Source organism: Tessaracoccus massiliensis, assembly GCF_000826065.2.
Taxonomy (GTDB): domain Bacteria; phylum Actinomycetota; class Actinomycetes; order Propionibacteriales; family Propionibacteriaceae; genus Arachnia; species Arachnia massiliensis_A.
On record NZ_LN623538.1, the window covers coordinates 1 to 14,369 of the forward strand.

At 66.1% G+C, this 14,369-nt stretch carries 21 protein-coding genes and 1 tRNA gene; 10 read left to right on the plus strand and 12 right to left on the minus strand.

Annotation, left to right across the window (positions count from 1 at the left end; genetic code table 11):
* Positions 1-140: 140 nt before the first annotated feature.
* The 6 genes from BN1186_RS00875 to BN1186_RS00895 all read right to left on the minus strand — a co-directional run bounded on the left by BN1186_RS00875 (position 141) and on the right by BN1186_RS00895 (position 2,374).
* Positions 141-596 carry a hypothetical protein gene (locus tag BN1186_RS00875; RefSeq protein WP_040281666.1) on the minus strand — a complete coding sequence of 152 codons (456 nt, stop codon included), beginning with the start codon at positions 594-596 and terminating at the stop codon, positions 141-143.
* Entirely contained in the window at positions 593-721 is a 129-nt protein-coding gene (locus BN1186_RS16180; protein WP_281278420.1) for a hypothetical protein, read from the minus strand. Before BN1186_RS16180 ends, BN1186_RS00875 begins: the two co-directional genes overlap by 4 nt.
* Positions 722-725: 4 nt before the next feature.
* The gene (locus BN1186_RS00880) at positions 726-1,037 is read right to left on the minus strand and encodes a hypothetical protein (RefSeq protein ID WP_040281669.1); all 312 of its coding nucleotides are present in this window, start codon (positions 1,035-1,037) and stop codon (positions 726-728) included.
* 9 nt (positions 1,038-1,046) lie between these two features.
* Positions 1,047-1,274, minus strand: coding sequence for a hypothetical protein (locus tag BN1186_RS00885; RefSeq protein WP_040281671.1), 228 nt, complete (start codon positions 1,272-1,274; stop codon positions 1,047-1,049).
* Entirely contained in the window at positions 1,271-2,059 is a 789-nt protein-coding gene (locus tag BN1186_RS00890) for a phage antirepressor KilAC domain-containing protein (RefSeq protein WP_040281673.1), read from the minus strand. Before BN1186_RS00890 ends, BN1186_RS00885 begins: the two co-directional genes overlap by 4 nt.
* Positions 2,060-2,122: 63 nt before the next feature.
* On the minus strand, positions 2,123-2,374 hold the full coding sequence (locus BN1186_RS00895; protein ID WP_180348991.1) for a helix-turn-helix domain-containing protein: 252 nt from the start codon (positions 2,372-2,374) through the stop codon (positions 2,123-2,125).
* 96 nt (positions 2,375-2,470) lie between these two features.
* On the opposite strand from BN1186_RS00895, the gene BN1186_RS00900 reads away from it, so the two are divergent.
* The 4 genes from BN1186_RS00900 to BN1186_RS00915 all read left to right on the plus strand — a co-directional run bounded on the left by BN1186_RS00900 (position 2,471) and on the right by BN1186_RS00915 (position 4,185).
* On the plus strand, positions 2,471-2,794 hold the full coding sequence (locus tag BN1186_RS00900) for a helix-turn-helix domain-containing protein (RefSeq protein ID WP_040281677.1): 324 nt from the start codon (positions 2,471-2,473) through the stop codon (positions 2,792-2,794).
* A gap of 34 nt (positions 2,795-2,828) precedes the next feature.
* Positions 2,829-3,239, plus strand: coding sequence for a hypothetical protein (locus tag BN1186_RS00905; RefSeq protein WP_139650725.1), 411 nt, complete (start codon positions 2,829-2,831; stop codon positions 3,237-3,239).
* Between the two features lie 13 nt (positions 3,240-3,252).
* A complete protein-coding gene (locus tag BN1186_RS00910; RefSeq protein WP_052459619.1) occupies positions 3,253-3,831 on the plus strand; it encodes a hypothetical protein in 579 nt (192 codons plus the stop codon).
* 272 nt (positions 3,832-4,103) lie between these two features.
* Positions 4,104-4,185: transfer RNA gene (locus BN1186_RS00915), tRNA-Leu, on the plus strand.
* 27 nt (positions 4,186-4,212) lie between these two features.
* Here the strand turns inward: BN1186_RS00915 and BN1186_RS00920 are convergent.
* Both BN1186_RS00920 and BN1186_RS00925 read right to left on the minus strand, forming a co-directional pair.
* Entirely contained in the window at positions 4,213-4,866 is a 654-nt protein-coding gene (locus BN1186_RS00920) for an IMPACT family protein (RefSeq protein WP_074436873.1), read from the minus strand.
* Complete coding sequence (locus tag BN1186_RS00925) at positions 4,859-5,338, minus strand: peroxiredoxin (RefSeq protein WP_040281683.1); 480 nt, start codon at positions 5,336-5,338, stop codon at positions 4,859-4,861. The genes BN1186_RS00920 and BN1186_RS00925 overlap by 8 nt, the downstream gene beginning before the upstream one ends.
* Before the next feature lie 70 nt (positions 5,339-5,408).
* On the opposite strand from BN1186_RS00925, the gene BN1186_RS00930 reads away from it, so the two are divergent.
* The 5 genes from BN1186_RS00930 to BN1186_RS15870 all read left to right on the plus strand — a co-directional run bounded on the left by BN1186_RS00930 (position 5,409) and on the right by BN1186_RS15870 (position 8,589).
* Complete coding sequence (locus tag BN1186_RS00930) at positions 5,409-5,732, plus strand: DUF3618 domain-containing protein (protein ID WP_040281685.1); 324 nt, start codon at positions 5,409-5,411, stop codon at positions 5,730-5,732.
* Complete coding sequence (locus BN1186_RS00935) at positions 5,729-6,052, plus strand: GroES family chaperonin (RefSeq protein WP_040281687.1); 324 nt, start codon at positions 5,729-5,731, stop codon at positions 6,050-6,052. Before BN1186_RS00930 ends, BN1186_RS00935 begins: the two co-directional genes overlap by 4 nt.
* Before the next feature lie 41 nt (positions 6,053-6,093).
* The gene (locus BN1186_RS00940; protein ID WP_052459620.1) at positions 6,094-6,975 is read left to right on the plus strand and encodes a MerR family transcriptional regulator; all 882 of its coding nucleotides are present in this window, start codon (positions 6,094-6,096) and stop codon (positions 6,973-6,975) included.
* A 28-nt stretch (positions 6,976-7,003) separates the two neighbouring features.
* On the plus strand, positions 7,004-7,954 hold the full coding sequence (locus BN1186_RS00945; protein ID WP_040281689.1) for an NAD(P)/FAD-dependent oxidoreductase: 951 nt from the start codon (positions 7,004-7,006) through the stop codon (positions 7,952-7,954).
* A gap of 155 nt (positions 7,955-8,109) precedes the next feature.
* Positions 8,110-8,589, plus strand: coding sequence for a hypothetical protein (locus tag BN1186_RS15870; RefSeq protein ID WP_246043194.1), 480 nt, complete (start codon positions 8,110-8,112; stop codon positions 8,587-8,589).
* Here BN1186_RS15870 and BN1186_RS00955 read toward each other — a convergent pair.
* Positions 8,572-9,879 (minus strand): ISL3 family transposase, encoded by a 1,308-nt coding sequence (locus BN1186_RS00955; RefSeq protein ID WP_040281693.1) that lies wholly within the window; start codon positions 9,877-9,879, stop codon positions 8,572-8,574. The genes BN1186_RS15870 and BN1186_RS00955 overlap by 18 nt on opposite strands.
* 111 nt (positions 9,880-9,990) lie before the next feature.
* On the opposite strand from BN1186_RS00955, the gene BN1186_RS00960 reads away from it, so the two are divergent.
* Positions 9,991-11,784, plus strand: coding sequence for a heavy metal translocating P-type ATPase (locus tag BN1186_RS00960; protein ID WP_246043195.1), 1,794 nt, complete (start codon positions 9,991-9,993; stop codon positions 11,782-11,784).
* Between the two features lie 79 nt (positions 11,785-11,863).
* Here BN1186_RS00960 and BN1186_RS00965 read toward each other — a convergent pair whose 3' ends face one another.
* The 3 genes from BN1186_RS00965 to BN1186_RS00975 form a co-directional block, all read right to left on the minus strand.
* Complete coding sequence (locus tag BN1186_RS00965) at positions 11,864-12,469, minus strand: CueP family metal-binding protein (RefSeq protein ID WP_040281695.1); 606 nt, start codon at positions 12,467-12,469, stop codon at positions 11,864-11,866.
* A gap of 85 nt (positions 12,470-12,554) precedes the next feature.
* Positions 12,555-13,646, minus strand: coding sequence for a sensor histidine kinase (locus BN1186_RS00970; protein WP_052459621.1), 1,092 nt, complete (start codon positions 13,644-13,646; stop codon positions 12,555-12,557).
* Positions 13,646-14,335 (minus strand): response regulator transcription factor, encoded by a 690-nt coding sequence (locus BN1186_RS00975; protein WP_040281698.1) that lies wholly within the window; start codon positions 14,333-14,335, stop codon positions 13,646-13,648. Before BN1186_RS00975 ends, BN1186_RS00970 begins: the two co-directional genes overlap by 1 nt.
* Positions 14,336-14,369 lie beyond the last annotated feature (34 nt).

The following is a 14,369-nucleotide window of genomic DNA, read 5'->3' on the forward strand; positions in this document are numbered from 1 at the left end:
GGCCGACGCAGCAGCCGCCATCGCTGAGCGCCTGGACGCCACCATCACCGCAGCCCTGCCTGCCTAACCCCCATAGACCGGGAGGGGCGCTGACGAGCTCTATATGGGGGATAGGGCGCGCCCCTCCCGGTCTATGGGGGTTAGGCAGGCAGGGCTGCGGTGATGGTGGCGTCCAGGCGCTCAGCGATGGCGGCTGCTGCGTCGGCCTTGGCCTCCGCGCTAGCGCGCCACGTCAGGAACTCAGAGCCGGGACGGGCGGCGGCCCACTCGACGACCTCGCCGTCGGCGTTGAGCACGTCGTCGCCGTCGACCTTCAAGCCGGCCTTGAGCGCGGCCAGCGCGATGGGGTCGATGGCACGCACGATGATGTGCGGCGCGTGCTCCTCGGCCCACGCCAGCAGCGCGGCCTCGTCGACGGCGGCGGTGGGCTTGCGGCGGGTGATGGACACGTCACCGAAGCGGGACTCCAGCGACTTGGCGCCGACGGCCTGCCTGTACTCCTCGGCCGCCTCGACCGCGTCAGCCAGCGCGGCTTTCAGGCCGGACTCCAATAGCTTGAGCGCGGCGTAGCGCTCGGCGGGATTGAGTGTGGTCACGACGCCTTCTCCTCCTTCTGCTGGTCGCGTAGGCGTCCTTCGAGGTAGTCGATGAACGTCTTGGCCTCGCGGCTGGTGAGGTCGCCGGTGGTGGCGAAGCGGCCGGAGCCGTCACAGGCGCTCATGCCGTCACGTCCTGCTGGGCTCGTCGTCGGGCTCGTCGTCCCAGGTGTCGGCCAGGGCGAGAGCCTCGGCCACGGCGGCGACCACCGCGGCCTGAGTGAGCCCCAGGCTGTGGGCGACGTGCTCCAGCGGCAGGGTCGGCTCGTCGGCTCGGGCGAGGACGTCGCCGCGTGCAGCATCGACCACAGCCTCAGCAGCGGCGACCAGCTCGTCAACGACGGCGCGGGGCACGGGGCCGTTGCAGGCGTGCAGCTCGGTGGAGTGGGTCAGCAGGGTGGAGTAGAGGGCGTCGATGGCGGTGTTCAGTCTGGTGAGCATGTCGGGCTCCTATGCGTCGGGAAGGTTGTTGATCCACTCCGCGCCGGCGGCTGCGGTCACGAAGCGTTTGCGGCTGCCGGGCTGCCGCTTCGTGGCGAGTGGGGGCCAGCCGTTGACCGTGGTGGTCGCGTTGGCGCAGCGGCGGATGGTGTCGATGGAGTGGTGAGTGAGCGCAGCAAACTCGGCCAGCGATGACAACGGCGGCAGATTCAGCTCGGCGGCGGTGTACTCGGTCATGCGATCACTTCCGCCTCGTCGAGCAGGTCGCTCAGGTCGCTGATCCCGCCGAGCTTGCGGTGCAGCGCGGACAAGCCCTTGGCTGTGATGCGCAGCGTCGGCGCGGGAATCTCGTAATCACCGGTGCGGTGATTCAGGAACGGTCCGCTCAGCTTGTGCGCGAGCCGTCCGGCGTCAATCTGCGCCTGGTAGGCGTGCCAGGCGTTGCGCGGACCTTGGCGGAACGTCCAGCCGATGGTGTGCATGTAGTCGAACAGGCGGTTGCGACCCATGCTGATCTGCGGGTCACGGGCGAGCACCTTGGCCGCATGATCCACGGACATGTCGCCGTCCGTGGCCGCCATGTGCGCCCACGCCCTGGCGGACGGTTCCAGCTCTGCGACCTTCTGCCGCTCCAGCTCCAGCGCATCCTCGGCCTCCACGACCATGAGCGCCAGTTCGCGGCGGGTGAGCTCACGGGCCACGCCGTAGCTGCCGGTCTTGCGGATCGAGGGGAGCACCTCGGTGGTGATCCAGCGGCGGAAGGTTGCTGCCTCGGGCTTGTCGCTGCGGATGACCACCTCGTACATGCCGGCCTCGGAGACGATGGTCGTGTGCTGCGTGCCGCCGGCGGTGGGAAGGGGGTACGTCTGGCGTACCCCCCCGTCCAGGCGGTCCTTGATCTGCGATGCCGAGCGCGTGAGGCCGAGCACCTTAGCGAGGTCATTGAGGACGAACCACGGCTCGCCGTCGATGGTGACAACCCGAACTGGGGTATCTTGGTAGCTGAAGAGTTCAAGATTCATGGTCTTGTCCTTTCTTGGCCCTCGGCGCTGCATACGTCGGGGGCCGTTTACGTGTGTGGCGGGCTAGGCTGCGGCTGTGGAAACGGCGCGCTGCTCGGCAAGCAGGGAGAAGTTGGTCAAGGTGGTGCCAAGCAGTCGTGCGACTGCGGCGAGCTCAAACACGCGGAAGGACTGCGTGCCGCGAAGCTTCCGGTTGAGCGTCACCAGTGGGATGCCTGTCTCGTCGGACACCTCGCGCTGGGTGAGCTTGGCCCCCCTGATGGCCTCTCCGACCACGGCACCCATTGCCTGATCGAGTTGATGAACTGTAGTCATGCGGCACACTCTAGTAGTCAAACGGAACAGGCGCAAGCTCATATCTGCATCTCTTTGGCATTGATATGTAGTCGTGAAGACGTTAAGCTATGCCATATGGAACAGCATGAGTTGGAGCTCTGGGCGCAAGCAGTCGCCGCAGCGCTGCGCGCCGAGCGCGGCGTGGCCGGCATCAGCCAGGCGGAGGTTGAGCGACGCACCGGCATCACCCGGACGTCGTACCGGCTCTACGAGTTGGGCAAGCGCAACCCCGACGTGACGCAGCTCGCGCACATCGCGGAGGCGTTCGGCATCCCCTTCTCGCGGCTCATGGCAGCGATCGAGCAGCGCGCCGCCCTGGCTGTCTCTGACGCCGACGACATGACGATGGCCGCATGGGACAAGCGCCGCGAGCCGGACCACGAGGGCGGCGGGCTCTGAAGGATTGTCAGAGCGCTCTGGTGTGATGCACAGCATGACGGGGGACATCATCTGGCCCGACGGGTGGCGACTCGACATCGAGGCGCTGCCCGCCGGGTTCTATGGCCTGACGGACTTCCAGCAGCGACGCTCGGTTGTCGCGGCAGGGCTGCACCCGTGGCTCCACCGGGCCACGCTCGTGCACGAGTCCATCCATGCCGCCGACGGCCCAGTGCCGCGCTGGCTGGAAGGCCGCGAAGAACGGCGCGTGCACCGCGAGACGGCCCGGCGGATGATTCCGCTGGGTGAACTTGTCCATGTTTTGCAGATCACCACCGACGCTCGCGTGGCTGCTGCCATGCTGGAGGTGCCCGTCGCGCTCGTCTGGGCGCGGCTCCAGGGCCTGCACCCGTCAGAGAGGCACGCGGTGAGGCGTGCGATCGAGAACGCCGCGCATGCGGCATGAAGGAGAGATTGCGATGAGCATCGAAACGACCAAGCCCAGCAAGCCTTGGTACAAGAAGTGGTGGGTGATTGTCCTCGCCGTACTGTTCGTGCTCGGCATGATCGGCAGCCTGCTCGATGATGACACCGACGAGGCTTCGCCGGCGCCGACGCCCACGGTAACGGAGACCGCGGTGGCGCCCGAACCCCAGCCTGAGCCGATGCAGGAGCCGACCACGGAAGAGCCGCCTGCTGAGGAGGCAACAGGGGACGCGCCGGTCGAGACTCAGCCACCCGCAGATGAGCCGTCCGACGAGCAACGCTTGGCCGCCGTGGAGGAGGCGCTGCTCGTCGGCACCGACATGGCCCCGACGTGGACGCTGCCGATTACGGGCATGGAGTTGCGCAGCGACACGCTCTTCGTCCGCTACCAGGAGTCACTGGCCGACACTGAGAAGGTGGAGCTTGGGCAGTACCTACACAACTTCCTGCGTGCAGCGCCGGAGGATCTGGAAATCGACACCTTCGTCATCACCGACACGAGCGGTATCGATTTCAACGTGTTCTGCGGCAAGACGATCTGCGCCGGCAGCATCTGGGACATCGATTCGTGACGCTTGACCTCGTCCTACGGCTGGCGCTCGACGGCGACGACGTGTCCTGCGTCGAGGCGCTCGGCATCCGCCGGCACCTGGTGATCCAGCGGGCGCTCGGGCTGGCCTACGATCCCGCGGTGGCACTCGAGTACCCCGAGCTGGTGCGGCGGTTGAGGGAGTATGCTGCGCAGCGACGGGCGGCTCGGTCATGTACCCGATTGGTACACGATTGGGTACACGCTCAGCCGCCTACAGGGGATGAAACTGGCTCCGACTAGGGTCGGAGCTTCGCGCGAGTGGTGGAATTGGTAGACACGCCAGATTTAGGTTCTGGTGCCTTCGGGCGTGAGGGTTCAAGTCCCTTCTCGCGTACAAATGTGCCAGCGTCTGTGCCGGATGTCAGCCCACCCAGCGTTCGCCCGCTTCGACGGCGGTCAGTGCACCGGCCGACAGCGTGGCCAGCGCGGTGCCGAGTTCCTCCTCACATCCGGCCGGCACGGCTACCCGGATGTGGGCCTTGTCCGACCAGTCCACGCCGTCAACGACGACGGGTGCGCCCGAGGGGAGCACCAGGCCGCGCAGCTGGTCCTCGATGGAGCCGGCCGAGGCGAAGTCCGCGTCGATCCGCAGCAGGCGGCACAGCTGCACCCGGCGTACCCCAACCGCCTCCACGGCCTGCACGACGGCGTCGGAATACGCACGCACGAGCCCGCCCGCGCCCAGCTTGATGCCGCCGAAGTAGCGGGTGACGACGGCCACGACGTCGGTGAGGGCATTCTTCTGCAGCACCTGGAGCATGGGGATGCCAGCGGTGCCTGCAGGTTCGCCGTCGTCAGAGCTGCGGGCGGTGCGGGCGTCGGGGCCGAGCACGAACGCCGAGCAATGGTGCCGCGCGTCGAACTGGGCGGAGCGGCGCTCCTCGATCACGGCGCGGGCCTGTTCCTCGGTGGCGACGCGCCGGATCCGGGTGAGGAAGCGTGAGCGCTTGATCTCCAGCTCGACGTCGACGCCGCGCCCGGGCGCCGCGTCGATGGTGAGGAAGTGCTCAGACACCCAGTTCGCGGCGCAGCTTCGCCACGTGGCCCGTCGCCTTGACGTTGTACTGGGCCACGCGGACCAGGCCGTTACCCTCGTCGTCGACATCGATCACGAAGGTGGAGCGCAGCACGCCCTCGATCTCCTTGCCGTACAGCTTGCGCAGGCCGTAGGCACCGTAGAGGTTGAGCACCTTCTTCTCCGGATCCGCCAGGAGGGTGAACCCGATGTCGGACTTCTCCTTGAACTTGGCCAAGCGCTCAACACAATCGGGGGAGACGCCCAGGACGGTGTAGCCGGCCTCGTTGAAGGCGTCGATGGAGGCCGAGAAGTCGACCGCCTGCGTGGTGCAGCCGGGCGTCATGGCGGCTGGGTAGAAGTACAGGATGACCGAGCGGCCCGCGAAGTCCGTGAGGGACACCTCGTTGCCTGTCTCGTCGGGCAGGGTGAAGGCGGGGGCCGGCGTGCCGGTGGTCAAACGTGCGCTCATGCGGGTAAGTCTAACCATCGTTGCCAGGCCCGCTAGGCTGGTGCCGGAGCACCTATCTAGGAGAACTCGCATGAGCACCCGTTCTGTCGATGAGATCCGCGTCGATCTCGCCGCCAACCGCGCCAAGCTGGCCAACGCCACCTCCGAGGCCGTCGAGGCGATGAAGCCGAAGAACATCGCGAAGGAGTCTGCGGAGCAGGTCAAGCAGTTCGCGAAGGCCGAGTTCGACGCCGCCACCTCCTCGTTCAAGGATGAGGACGGGGCCTGGCGCTCGGACCGCCTGATGCTGATCGGCGGCGCCATCGTGGGAGCCGTGGTGTTCCTGGTGGCGGTCAACTCGATCGCGAAGCACCGCACGATCGCCGCGCACTCGCGCCGGGCCATCGAGCAGTGAGCGAGGCCAGTCTCGCCATCCGGATGCTGCACGACCGCGTCCTGGTGGACGTGGACGCGGTGGCCGGCGAGCGCCGCAGCGGCGGCGGCATCCTCATCCCCGCCACGGTGCAGATGGGCCGCCGGCTGACGTGGGCGAAGGTGGTGGCCATCGGCCCCAACGTGCGCTCCGTGGAGGTTGACGACCGCGTGCTGTTCGACTCCGAAGACCGCGCAGAGGTTGAGTTACAGGCCAAGAGCTATGTGCTGTTGCGGGAGCGCGACATCCACGCCGTCGCCTCCTCCGCGCCGTCCGACGGTGGGACCGGCCTGTATCTGTGAGCTTGAGCGGCCCTCGCCGCTCGCGGGAATAGGCTGAGCACGTGGATAGCTCACCGGGCACGTACACGGTCAGGCAGGTTGCCGCCCTGACCGGTATCGCGGGCACCACGCTGCGGATGTGGGAACGCCGTTACGCAGTGGTGAGCCCCGTCCGGTCCGAGAGCGGCTACCGCATGTACTCGGATTCCGACGTGGCCCGCTTGCGCGCCATGGCATCACTGGTTTCCGACGGTGTCCCCCCGTCGGTGGCTGCACGCAGTCTCGACTCCGTCACCCCACCCGAGGGCGGACCGGCGGGCGACGGGTTGGCCGAGCTTGATCTGGTGACCGCCGCCACCAGCCTGGACACCCCGCGCCTGGACTCGGTGCTGAGGGATGCCTTCGCGCGCGGCCCGGTGGAGCTGGTGGTTGATTCCTGGCTTCTCCCCGAGTTGGCCCGGCTGGGCCAGGCGTGGGAGGACAACAACGTCAACGTGGCTGACGAGCACTTCGCCAGCGGGGCAGTGGCCCGCATGCTGGGGCGCCAGTTCGACGCCACACCCAACCCAGAGACGGCCCCGCAGGTGCTGGTGGGGCTACCTCCTGGTTCACGCCACGAATTCGGCCTGCTGTCGTTCGCCATCTGCCTGCGCAGGCAGGGCGTCGGCGTGGTCTATCTGGGGGCGGATGTGCCTGTCGACGACTGGGTGGCCGCGGCGCACACCCTGCGGCCGCGTGCCGCGGTGGTGGGCGCTCCGCAGTGCACGAGCTCGGACCTCGCCCAGGAGGTGGTGGACGGGCTGCGCGCCCAGTCGCCGCCCGTAGCGGTCTGGGTGGGCGGTGGTGTCGCTGCCACGGTGCAGCGTGCCGAACGCCTTCCCGACGCCGTGGCTGAGGCCGCCAGAGAAGTGGCGTTGGCCCTGCGCGCCGGCCGCCGCCCGTAGCCCGTCCAGGAAGCCCTACGCTGATGGCGTGGATTCCTCTCTCTACGACCTCATCGTCATCGGCGGCGGTGCCGCGGGGCTCAGCGCCGCACTGGTGCTGGCCCAGGGCAAGTGTTCGGTGCTCGTCATCGACTCCGGCAAGGCACGTAACCGTTTCGACGATCACATGCACGGGTACCTCTCGCGCGACGGGATGCCTCCGGAGGAACTGCTCGAGATGGGTCGCGATGAGGTGCGGCGCTTCGGCGGGGAGGTCCGCTCCGGGCGGGTCGCCCGGGTAGCTGCCGTGGGGGAGCCCGGCCGCCCGCGGTTCGACGTCGTCCTGGACGAGGGTGGGCAACTGCGCGCCAAGCGTCTCGTGATCGCCACCGGCATCACCGATACGCTCCCGCCCGTTGACGGCATCGGGGAGTTCTGGGGAGGCGCCGTGTTCCACTGCCCCTACTGCCACGGAGCTGAGATCGAGCCCGAGACCGTCGTCGGCGTGCTCGGTTGCGGCCCCGAGTCGATCGCCAAGGCGCACATGATGCTGCAGTGGGCGAACAGGGTGATCCTGCTCCTCAATGACAAGGTCGAACTCGACGACGAGGCCCACCGCGCGTTGACCACCCGCGGCATCGAGATCGTCGAGGGTCAGGTGAGCGCCGTCGAGGTGCAGGAGGGCACCATCGTGGGCGCCAGGGTGGGCGACGGCGTCGTCGCGCTGGATGAGCTGCTGGTGGCGCCCGAGTCGCACCCCAACCGCGAGCTGCTCGACCAGCTGGGCGTCCGGGTGCTGGACGAGGCGGACGACCTTGGCACGTTGGTGGAGTGCGATGCCAGCGGCTGCACCGAGGTGGAGGGCGTCTGGGCCTGTGGCAACGTGCGTGACAGCAACGCCCAGGTGATCAACGCGGCCGGCCAGGGCGTGCGCGCGGCGATCGCCATCAATGCTTCGCTGACCGAGGAGCACATCGCCGACGCGCTGCGGCAGGGCTGACCAGGGCCGCGGACAAGCGAAAAGCCCCGGCCGAAACCGCGGCTTTTCGAGGTGGTACACCACTAGAGACTGCGATGTCGCTGTCCACAGCTTGAATCATACCCCCTAGGGGTATAAAGTCGATGTTGAACCCGAGGTACGAAAGGCGGGTTGACATGGACAAGCATTCAGACCACCACCACCCCCGCGACCACACACGGACTGACTCAGCGGATCACGCACCGCACGACGGGGTTCCAGGATCCCCGCATGCGGCGCATGGGGAGCACGCCGATCACCCGCACGAATCAGCTCATGGTCAGCAGCCGGAGCGTGATGGTCACATGGGCCACGGCGGCGGGCATGCCGGGCATGGCGCGAATCACGTCGCACAGTTCCGACGGCTGTTCTGGATCATGGCTGCCCTTGCCATCCCGGTCGTCGGGCTCAATGAGATGTTCGCTCAGCTTGTTGGCTATTCATTGCCTGACCTCGGGTGGATACGGTGGGTCTCTCCTCTGCTGGGCACGGTGATCTACTTCTGGGGCGGCTGGCCGTTCCTCACGGGTGCGGTTTCCGAGATCCGCGCCCGGAAGCCTGGGATGATGCTGCTGATTGGGCTGGCGATAACCGGCTCTTCACAATCGAGGGTGTAGTCGGGGTTTGAATCCGCCGGCCTCGAGGAGGCTGCGGGCGATGTAGTGGGTCAGGTTCCGGAAGCCCAGGGCGATACCGCGGAGGTGCTCGAGTCGGCCGTTGATGGCCTCGGTGGGGCCGTTGGAGGTGCCTGGCCGGTCGAAGAACGCGAGCACGTCAGCGGCGCGCCGGTTCAGGGTCCGACCCAGGCTGCGTAACTCCACTAGTGCTGTGGGAACGCCTGTGCTGATGTCATCGATGACCTTGTTGAGCAGGTAGCGGCCGAACTTCTTGTCAGGTTGCCGGTAGGCCACCACCAGACGTTGGTAAATGCCCCAGGTGGCCTCGACCTCGCCATGCTGGTTGTCAGCGAACAGCGCTTCCAGGCGGGCGACCTGCTTGTCGGTGAGCAGATCAACACCGGTCAGCAAGGTGCGCCTGGCCCGGTAGAGCGGATCTCCAGCACGGCCTCGATGTCCGCGGGTGGTTTGCTGAACCCGTTGCCGGCACCGGGTCAGGGCCTCCCCTGCCAGGCGGACTACGTGGAAGGGGTCCATCACCGCGGTGGCATGGGCCAGTTCCTCCGCGGCAGCCGTCTTGTAGCCGGTGAACCCATCCATGGCTACGACTTCGATCTGGTCACGCCAGGCTCGGGGGCGCTCAGCGAGCCAGGTCTTGAACACCTGCTTGGAGCGGCCCTCGATCATGTCTAACAGTCGTGCCGGGCCGGTACCGTCCCTGGTCGGGGTCAAGTCGATGACCACGGTGACGTACTTGTCACCGCGTCGGGTGTGTCGCCAGCAATGCTCATCGACGCCGATCACCTCGACCCCGTCGAACCGGGCAGGGTTGTTGATCAGCATCCGCTGGCCCTCGGCCAGCACCGCGTCGTTGGCGGTGTTCCAGGCCACGTCCAGACCTTCCGCGATCCGGACCATGCTCAAGTGCTGGATCACCAGCCCTTCCAACGCCCACCGCAACGCCGCCCTAGACAATTTCGAACGGGGCTCGGCCGCCTTGCTCAGGTCTTGTCGCCACACCCGACCGCACTCGACGCACCTGTACCGCCGGACCCTCACCTGCAAGATCGTGGGGCGCCACCCCAGCGGAACATGCGACAGCCACCGCACCACAGTGCCTCGAGCTCTGCCCTGGCCTCCACAGTCGTGGCACCAGTCATCGGCGTCGATCACCCGGCAGGCCAACACAGCACGCTCAGACTCGACGCACTGCCCGGTCACCTCCAACCCGAGCCCGTCGAGCAGGCAGAAACTAGTCAGATCAGGGCAGCTGAAGGTAGCGTCAGGCACGTCGAGGTCTTCCAGATGAGGCGTGTAGGAACCTTCATCTTCGGAGGGCCTCGACCCCTTCAGCCAGCCGCCACGCCGCAAACCCGAACAGCGCTACCTACACCCTGGTTTGTGAAGAGCCCGATAACCGTGGCGTTCGTCGCTTCCTGGGGTGCCAGTAGCGGGGTCCTGAGCCACGAGTTGAACTTCTGGTGGGAGTTGGCGCTGCTGGTGGTGATCATGCTTGCCGGGCACTGGATCGAGATGCGCTCCCTGGCGCAGACATCCTCGGCCCTGGACTCGTTGGCCGCGCTGCTGCCCGACGAGGCGGAGAAGGTGGTTGGTGACGGCGTCGTGAAGGTCGCGCCCGCGGAGTTGACTGTAGGTGATGTCGTCATTGTCCGGCCCGGATCGGCGGTGCCGGCTGACGGGAGGATCATCGGTGGATCTGCTTCGATGGACGAGTCGATGGTCACCGGAGAGTCCAAGACCGTGCGCCGCGACACAGGTGACCAGGTGGTCGCGGGAACCGTGGCCACAGATTCCGGGGTCCGGGTCGAGATCACTGCCACTGGTGATGACACTGCTTTGGCCGGTATCCAGAAGCTGGTCGCTGACGCGCAGGCGTCGTCCTCGCGTGCTCAACGCATCGCTGACACCGCGGCTGGTTGGTTGTTCTGGTTTGCTCTGGGAGCCGCTGCGATCACTGCTGTGGTGTGGTCGGTTGTTGGCCTGCCCCAGATGGCGGTGGTGCTCGCGATCACCGTGTTGGTCATCGCGTGTCCACACGCCCTGGGTTTGGCAATCCCCTTGGTTGTATCGATCGCTACAGAACGTGCTGCCCGAGGGGGTGTGCTCATCAAAGACCGCCTCGCCCTGGAGTCGATGCGCTCAGTGGATGCTGTCTTGTTCGACAAGACCGGCACTCTGACGAAGGGTGAGCCAACCGTCACCGCGATCGAGGTCGAGGCTGGTGGGAGCGGGGATCAGTTGCTCGCATTGGCCGCATCTGCGGAAGCCGATAGCGAGCATCCGCTTGCCCGTGCCATTGTGGGTGCTGCACGCTCCCGTAACTTGGATGTGCCTCGGTCCACGGACTTCTCCTCCTCTCCTGCCGTCGGAGTCAGGGCCACGGTCGAGGGCAGGGTCATCGAGGTCGGGGGACCCCATCTGCTCGAGCAGCGTGAGCGGGATGAGTTGCCAGTGGCCGAGGAATGGCGTGGGGAGGGAGCGATCATCCTGCATGTGCTGGCTGACAGCGAGGTGATCGGAGCACTCCGGTTGGCTGACGAGATTCGCCCGGAGTCCCGTGACGCCGTGGAAGCGTTGCATGCAGCAGGTGCGCAGGTCATCATGATCACCGGTGACGCCCAAGCCGTCGCTGAGACCGTCGCCAAGGAATTTGGCATTGACCGTGTATTTGCTGGTGTCCGTCCCGAGGATAAGGCTGCCACGGTCGCCGAACTCCAAGACGAAGGCCAGAAGGTCGCAATGGTGGGCGACGGCGTCAACGATGCCCCCGCTCTTGCACAGGCAGATGTGGGCATCGCCATCGGAGCAGGCACCGATGTCGCGATTGGTTCTGCTGGGGTGATCCTCGCTTCCTCTGATCCTCGCTCGGTGTTGTCGGTCATCGATCTCTCCCGCTCGAGCTACCGAAAGATGAAGCAGAATCTCTGGTGGGCAGCAGGCTACAACCTGGTCTCAGTCCCGCTGGCCGCGGGCATCCTTGCCCCGGTCGGGTTCGTTCTGCCGATGAGTGTTGGCGCGATCCTGATGTCGGTCTCCACCGTAGTTGTCGCTCTCAATGCGCAACTCCTGCGTCGACTCGACCTTGCGCCGGAGGTCAGTACCGAAAAGTTTCTTGATCGTCCCACTGGGGGAGCCCCTGCACTCAGCCACGGGCAGAACCACGCCGGTCAGTGACAGGGAAGGCTCGCCCCCTGATGGGAGCGAGCCTTCCCGTCGGTTAAGCGGCTCATCCGGTTGGATGGGTGGCCGGTCGTTAAGCCAGGGGCAGGGTAGTGACGCAGGTCGCACCTTCGACGTCCGATGAGAAAGGGCTCTCCGCGGTCTTGCCGTCCTTGGTCACCACAATGGTGCCCTTAACGTCCCTGGGAATCCAGAATCCCACGAAGCCGTTGGCGTAAGTGGTGGCGGTCTCGTCGACGAGCACCTCTCCGTCGTCGGTGGTGATGGTCACATGGACGTCCTCACCGTCCAGCTCCCCTTGGCAGGTCCCGACGTTGTGGAAGTAGCAGTCGTGCGTGAACGTTTCGTAGGGCGCCAGCGAGAGGTAGAACTCATCCCCTTCGATTTCAACCACCTCCTCCGTGATGCCGTCGCTGAGGATCACCTGGTCGTAGCGAACGGACCCCATGAAGGCCAGCGGCCGCGCACTTTCCTCCTGATCGAGTGCATCTACGATCTCTCTTCCGCTCTTGCCCTCCAGCCCGGCGGCGGCAAGCAGAGTTCCGGGCGCGGCAGCGTTCGTCGCCGGCTGAGTCGTCGGCGCTTGGGCGACATCGGAGGCGGTGGTGTTGCAGGCAGTCAGTGTGCCAAGTGCCAAGAGGGACAGGGCCAGCGCTGTGGCAAGACGGGAACGGATCATGGTCATCCTTGGGTTAGGAGGTGGAACTGCGTCAACTTTGCCAGGAGTGAACATTCCCTTCGCGCCAGATCTCCTCAAGGTTTGTTCAAGAAACCTCAGGCAACTGGAGAGTAAAGGTGGAACCGCGGCCTACGCCCACGCTGGCCCCGGTGAGGCGGCCGCCGTGGGCCTCGGCGATCGCCCGGCTGATCGTCAGACCTACCCCTGTGCCCGCCCCTTCGTCATGGCGACGGTGCCCGTCGCCCCGGTAGAACCGTTCGAAGATGTGGGGGAGCTCGCCTTCTTTTATTCCGCGGCCATCGTCGATCACCTCGATGCGAACCCACGCTTGGGAGACATCGCTCGCTAGCGTGACTCTAGTGGCCCCGTGCTGCAAAGCGTTGCGGAGCAGGTTGTCCAGGACCTGTCCGATGCGTTGGCGGTCAACGGCCACACACGCGCTGGGGATGGTTGGCAAATCCAGCGACACGCCTGCGGCTTCATACCGAGGCAGGGCGGTGTCCACTGCGGCCCGCAGCACGTCATCGAGCCGGGCGCGCTCGAGGACGACCGGTAGCCTCCCCTCCTCGAAGGCCGATACGTCGCGCATGTCGACGGCCAGGCGGTGTAGCCGCATGCACTGGTGGCGAAGGACAGCGAGCGTTTCCGGGGTTAACTCGGCGACGCCGTCCTCCAGCGCTTCTAGAACCGCGCTGAGGGTGGCGATCGGCGTGCGCAGCTCGTGCGAAAGGTCAGTGAGCATCCTCCGCCTGGTGGCCTCGGTAGCGCCCACCTGCGAGGCCAGGGAGTTGAGGCTCTTTGCCACGGTTCGCAACTCGTGCGCGCCGTCTGCAAGCTCAATCGGTGCTGAGTAGTCACCATCCGCTACCCGCTCGGATCCCCTTCGTAATTCAGCGACAGTAGTTCCAAGACGTCTGCTCAACCAGACGTTGGCAATGACAGCGCCCGCCAGCGCAATCGCAATCCCCCCGCCCAAGGAAGTAAACAGGCCTAGTCGGAAGGCTTCCTCCGCGTGCTCCAATACGTCAGGTTGCGCGCCATGCCCAGTCATGCGCATGTGTCGCTCTGCCGCCGGCGGCCCCACGATGGCGGCCACCACCACAACGGTGAGCGCCATCGTGCTGACGACCAGCACTTGTGCGCCCAGTAACTGGCGTGCCAACGAGCCCGGCTGCATCACGTCCCCGTCCCCAATTTGTATCCGACCCCGCGGACGGTAAGGATGAAGCGCGGCTCCACAGGCTCGCCTAGTTTCTTCCGGAGGTTGCCCACATGGACATCGACGACGTGGTTGTCTCCCACCCAGCCCTCGCCCCACACTTCGTCCATCAATTCGCGTCGAGTGAGGACGGAACCCGGTTTGGCAGAGAAGGCGAGCAGCAGATCGAACTCCGTTCGCGTGAGTTCGATGGGGGAGCCCGCCATGCGGGCTTCTCTCGACTCCGGATCGACGGTTAAGTCACCGAACGTTCGCTGGGGATGGCGCACCTTGTAGCGCGGCCGTCTGAGCATCGCTTCTACGCGGGCCACCACTTCGCGGACGCTGAATGGTTTCGTCACGTAGTCGTCGGCACCGACGGAGAGTCCAGCCAGTGTGTCATTCTCCTCATCTCGGGCGGTGAGCATGATGACGTAACAATCGCTGAACTGGCGGATCCGGCGGCACACCTCCACGCCGTCGAGGCTCGGTAGCCCGAGGTCGAGTAGCACCACGGATGGCTCCCACTCACCGACAACGCGCACAGCTTCTGCGCCATCGCCGCAGACTCGTGCCTCGAAACCAGTACGGTCCATATAGTTGGCAACTACGCCCGCCAGCACTGTCTCGTCGTCGACGACGAGGATGCGAGTCTTCTCCGCTTCCATCAGCCTCCAGTCCTCACTTCGGATAGTCCCGCAG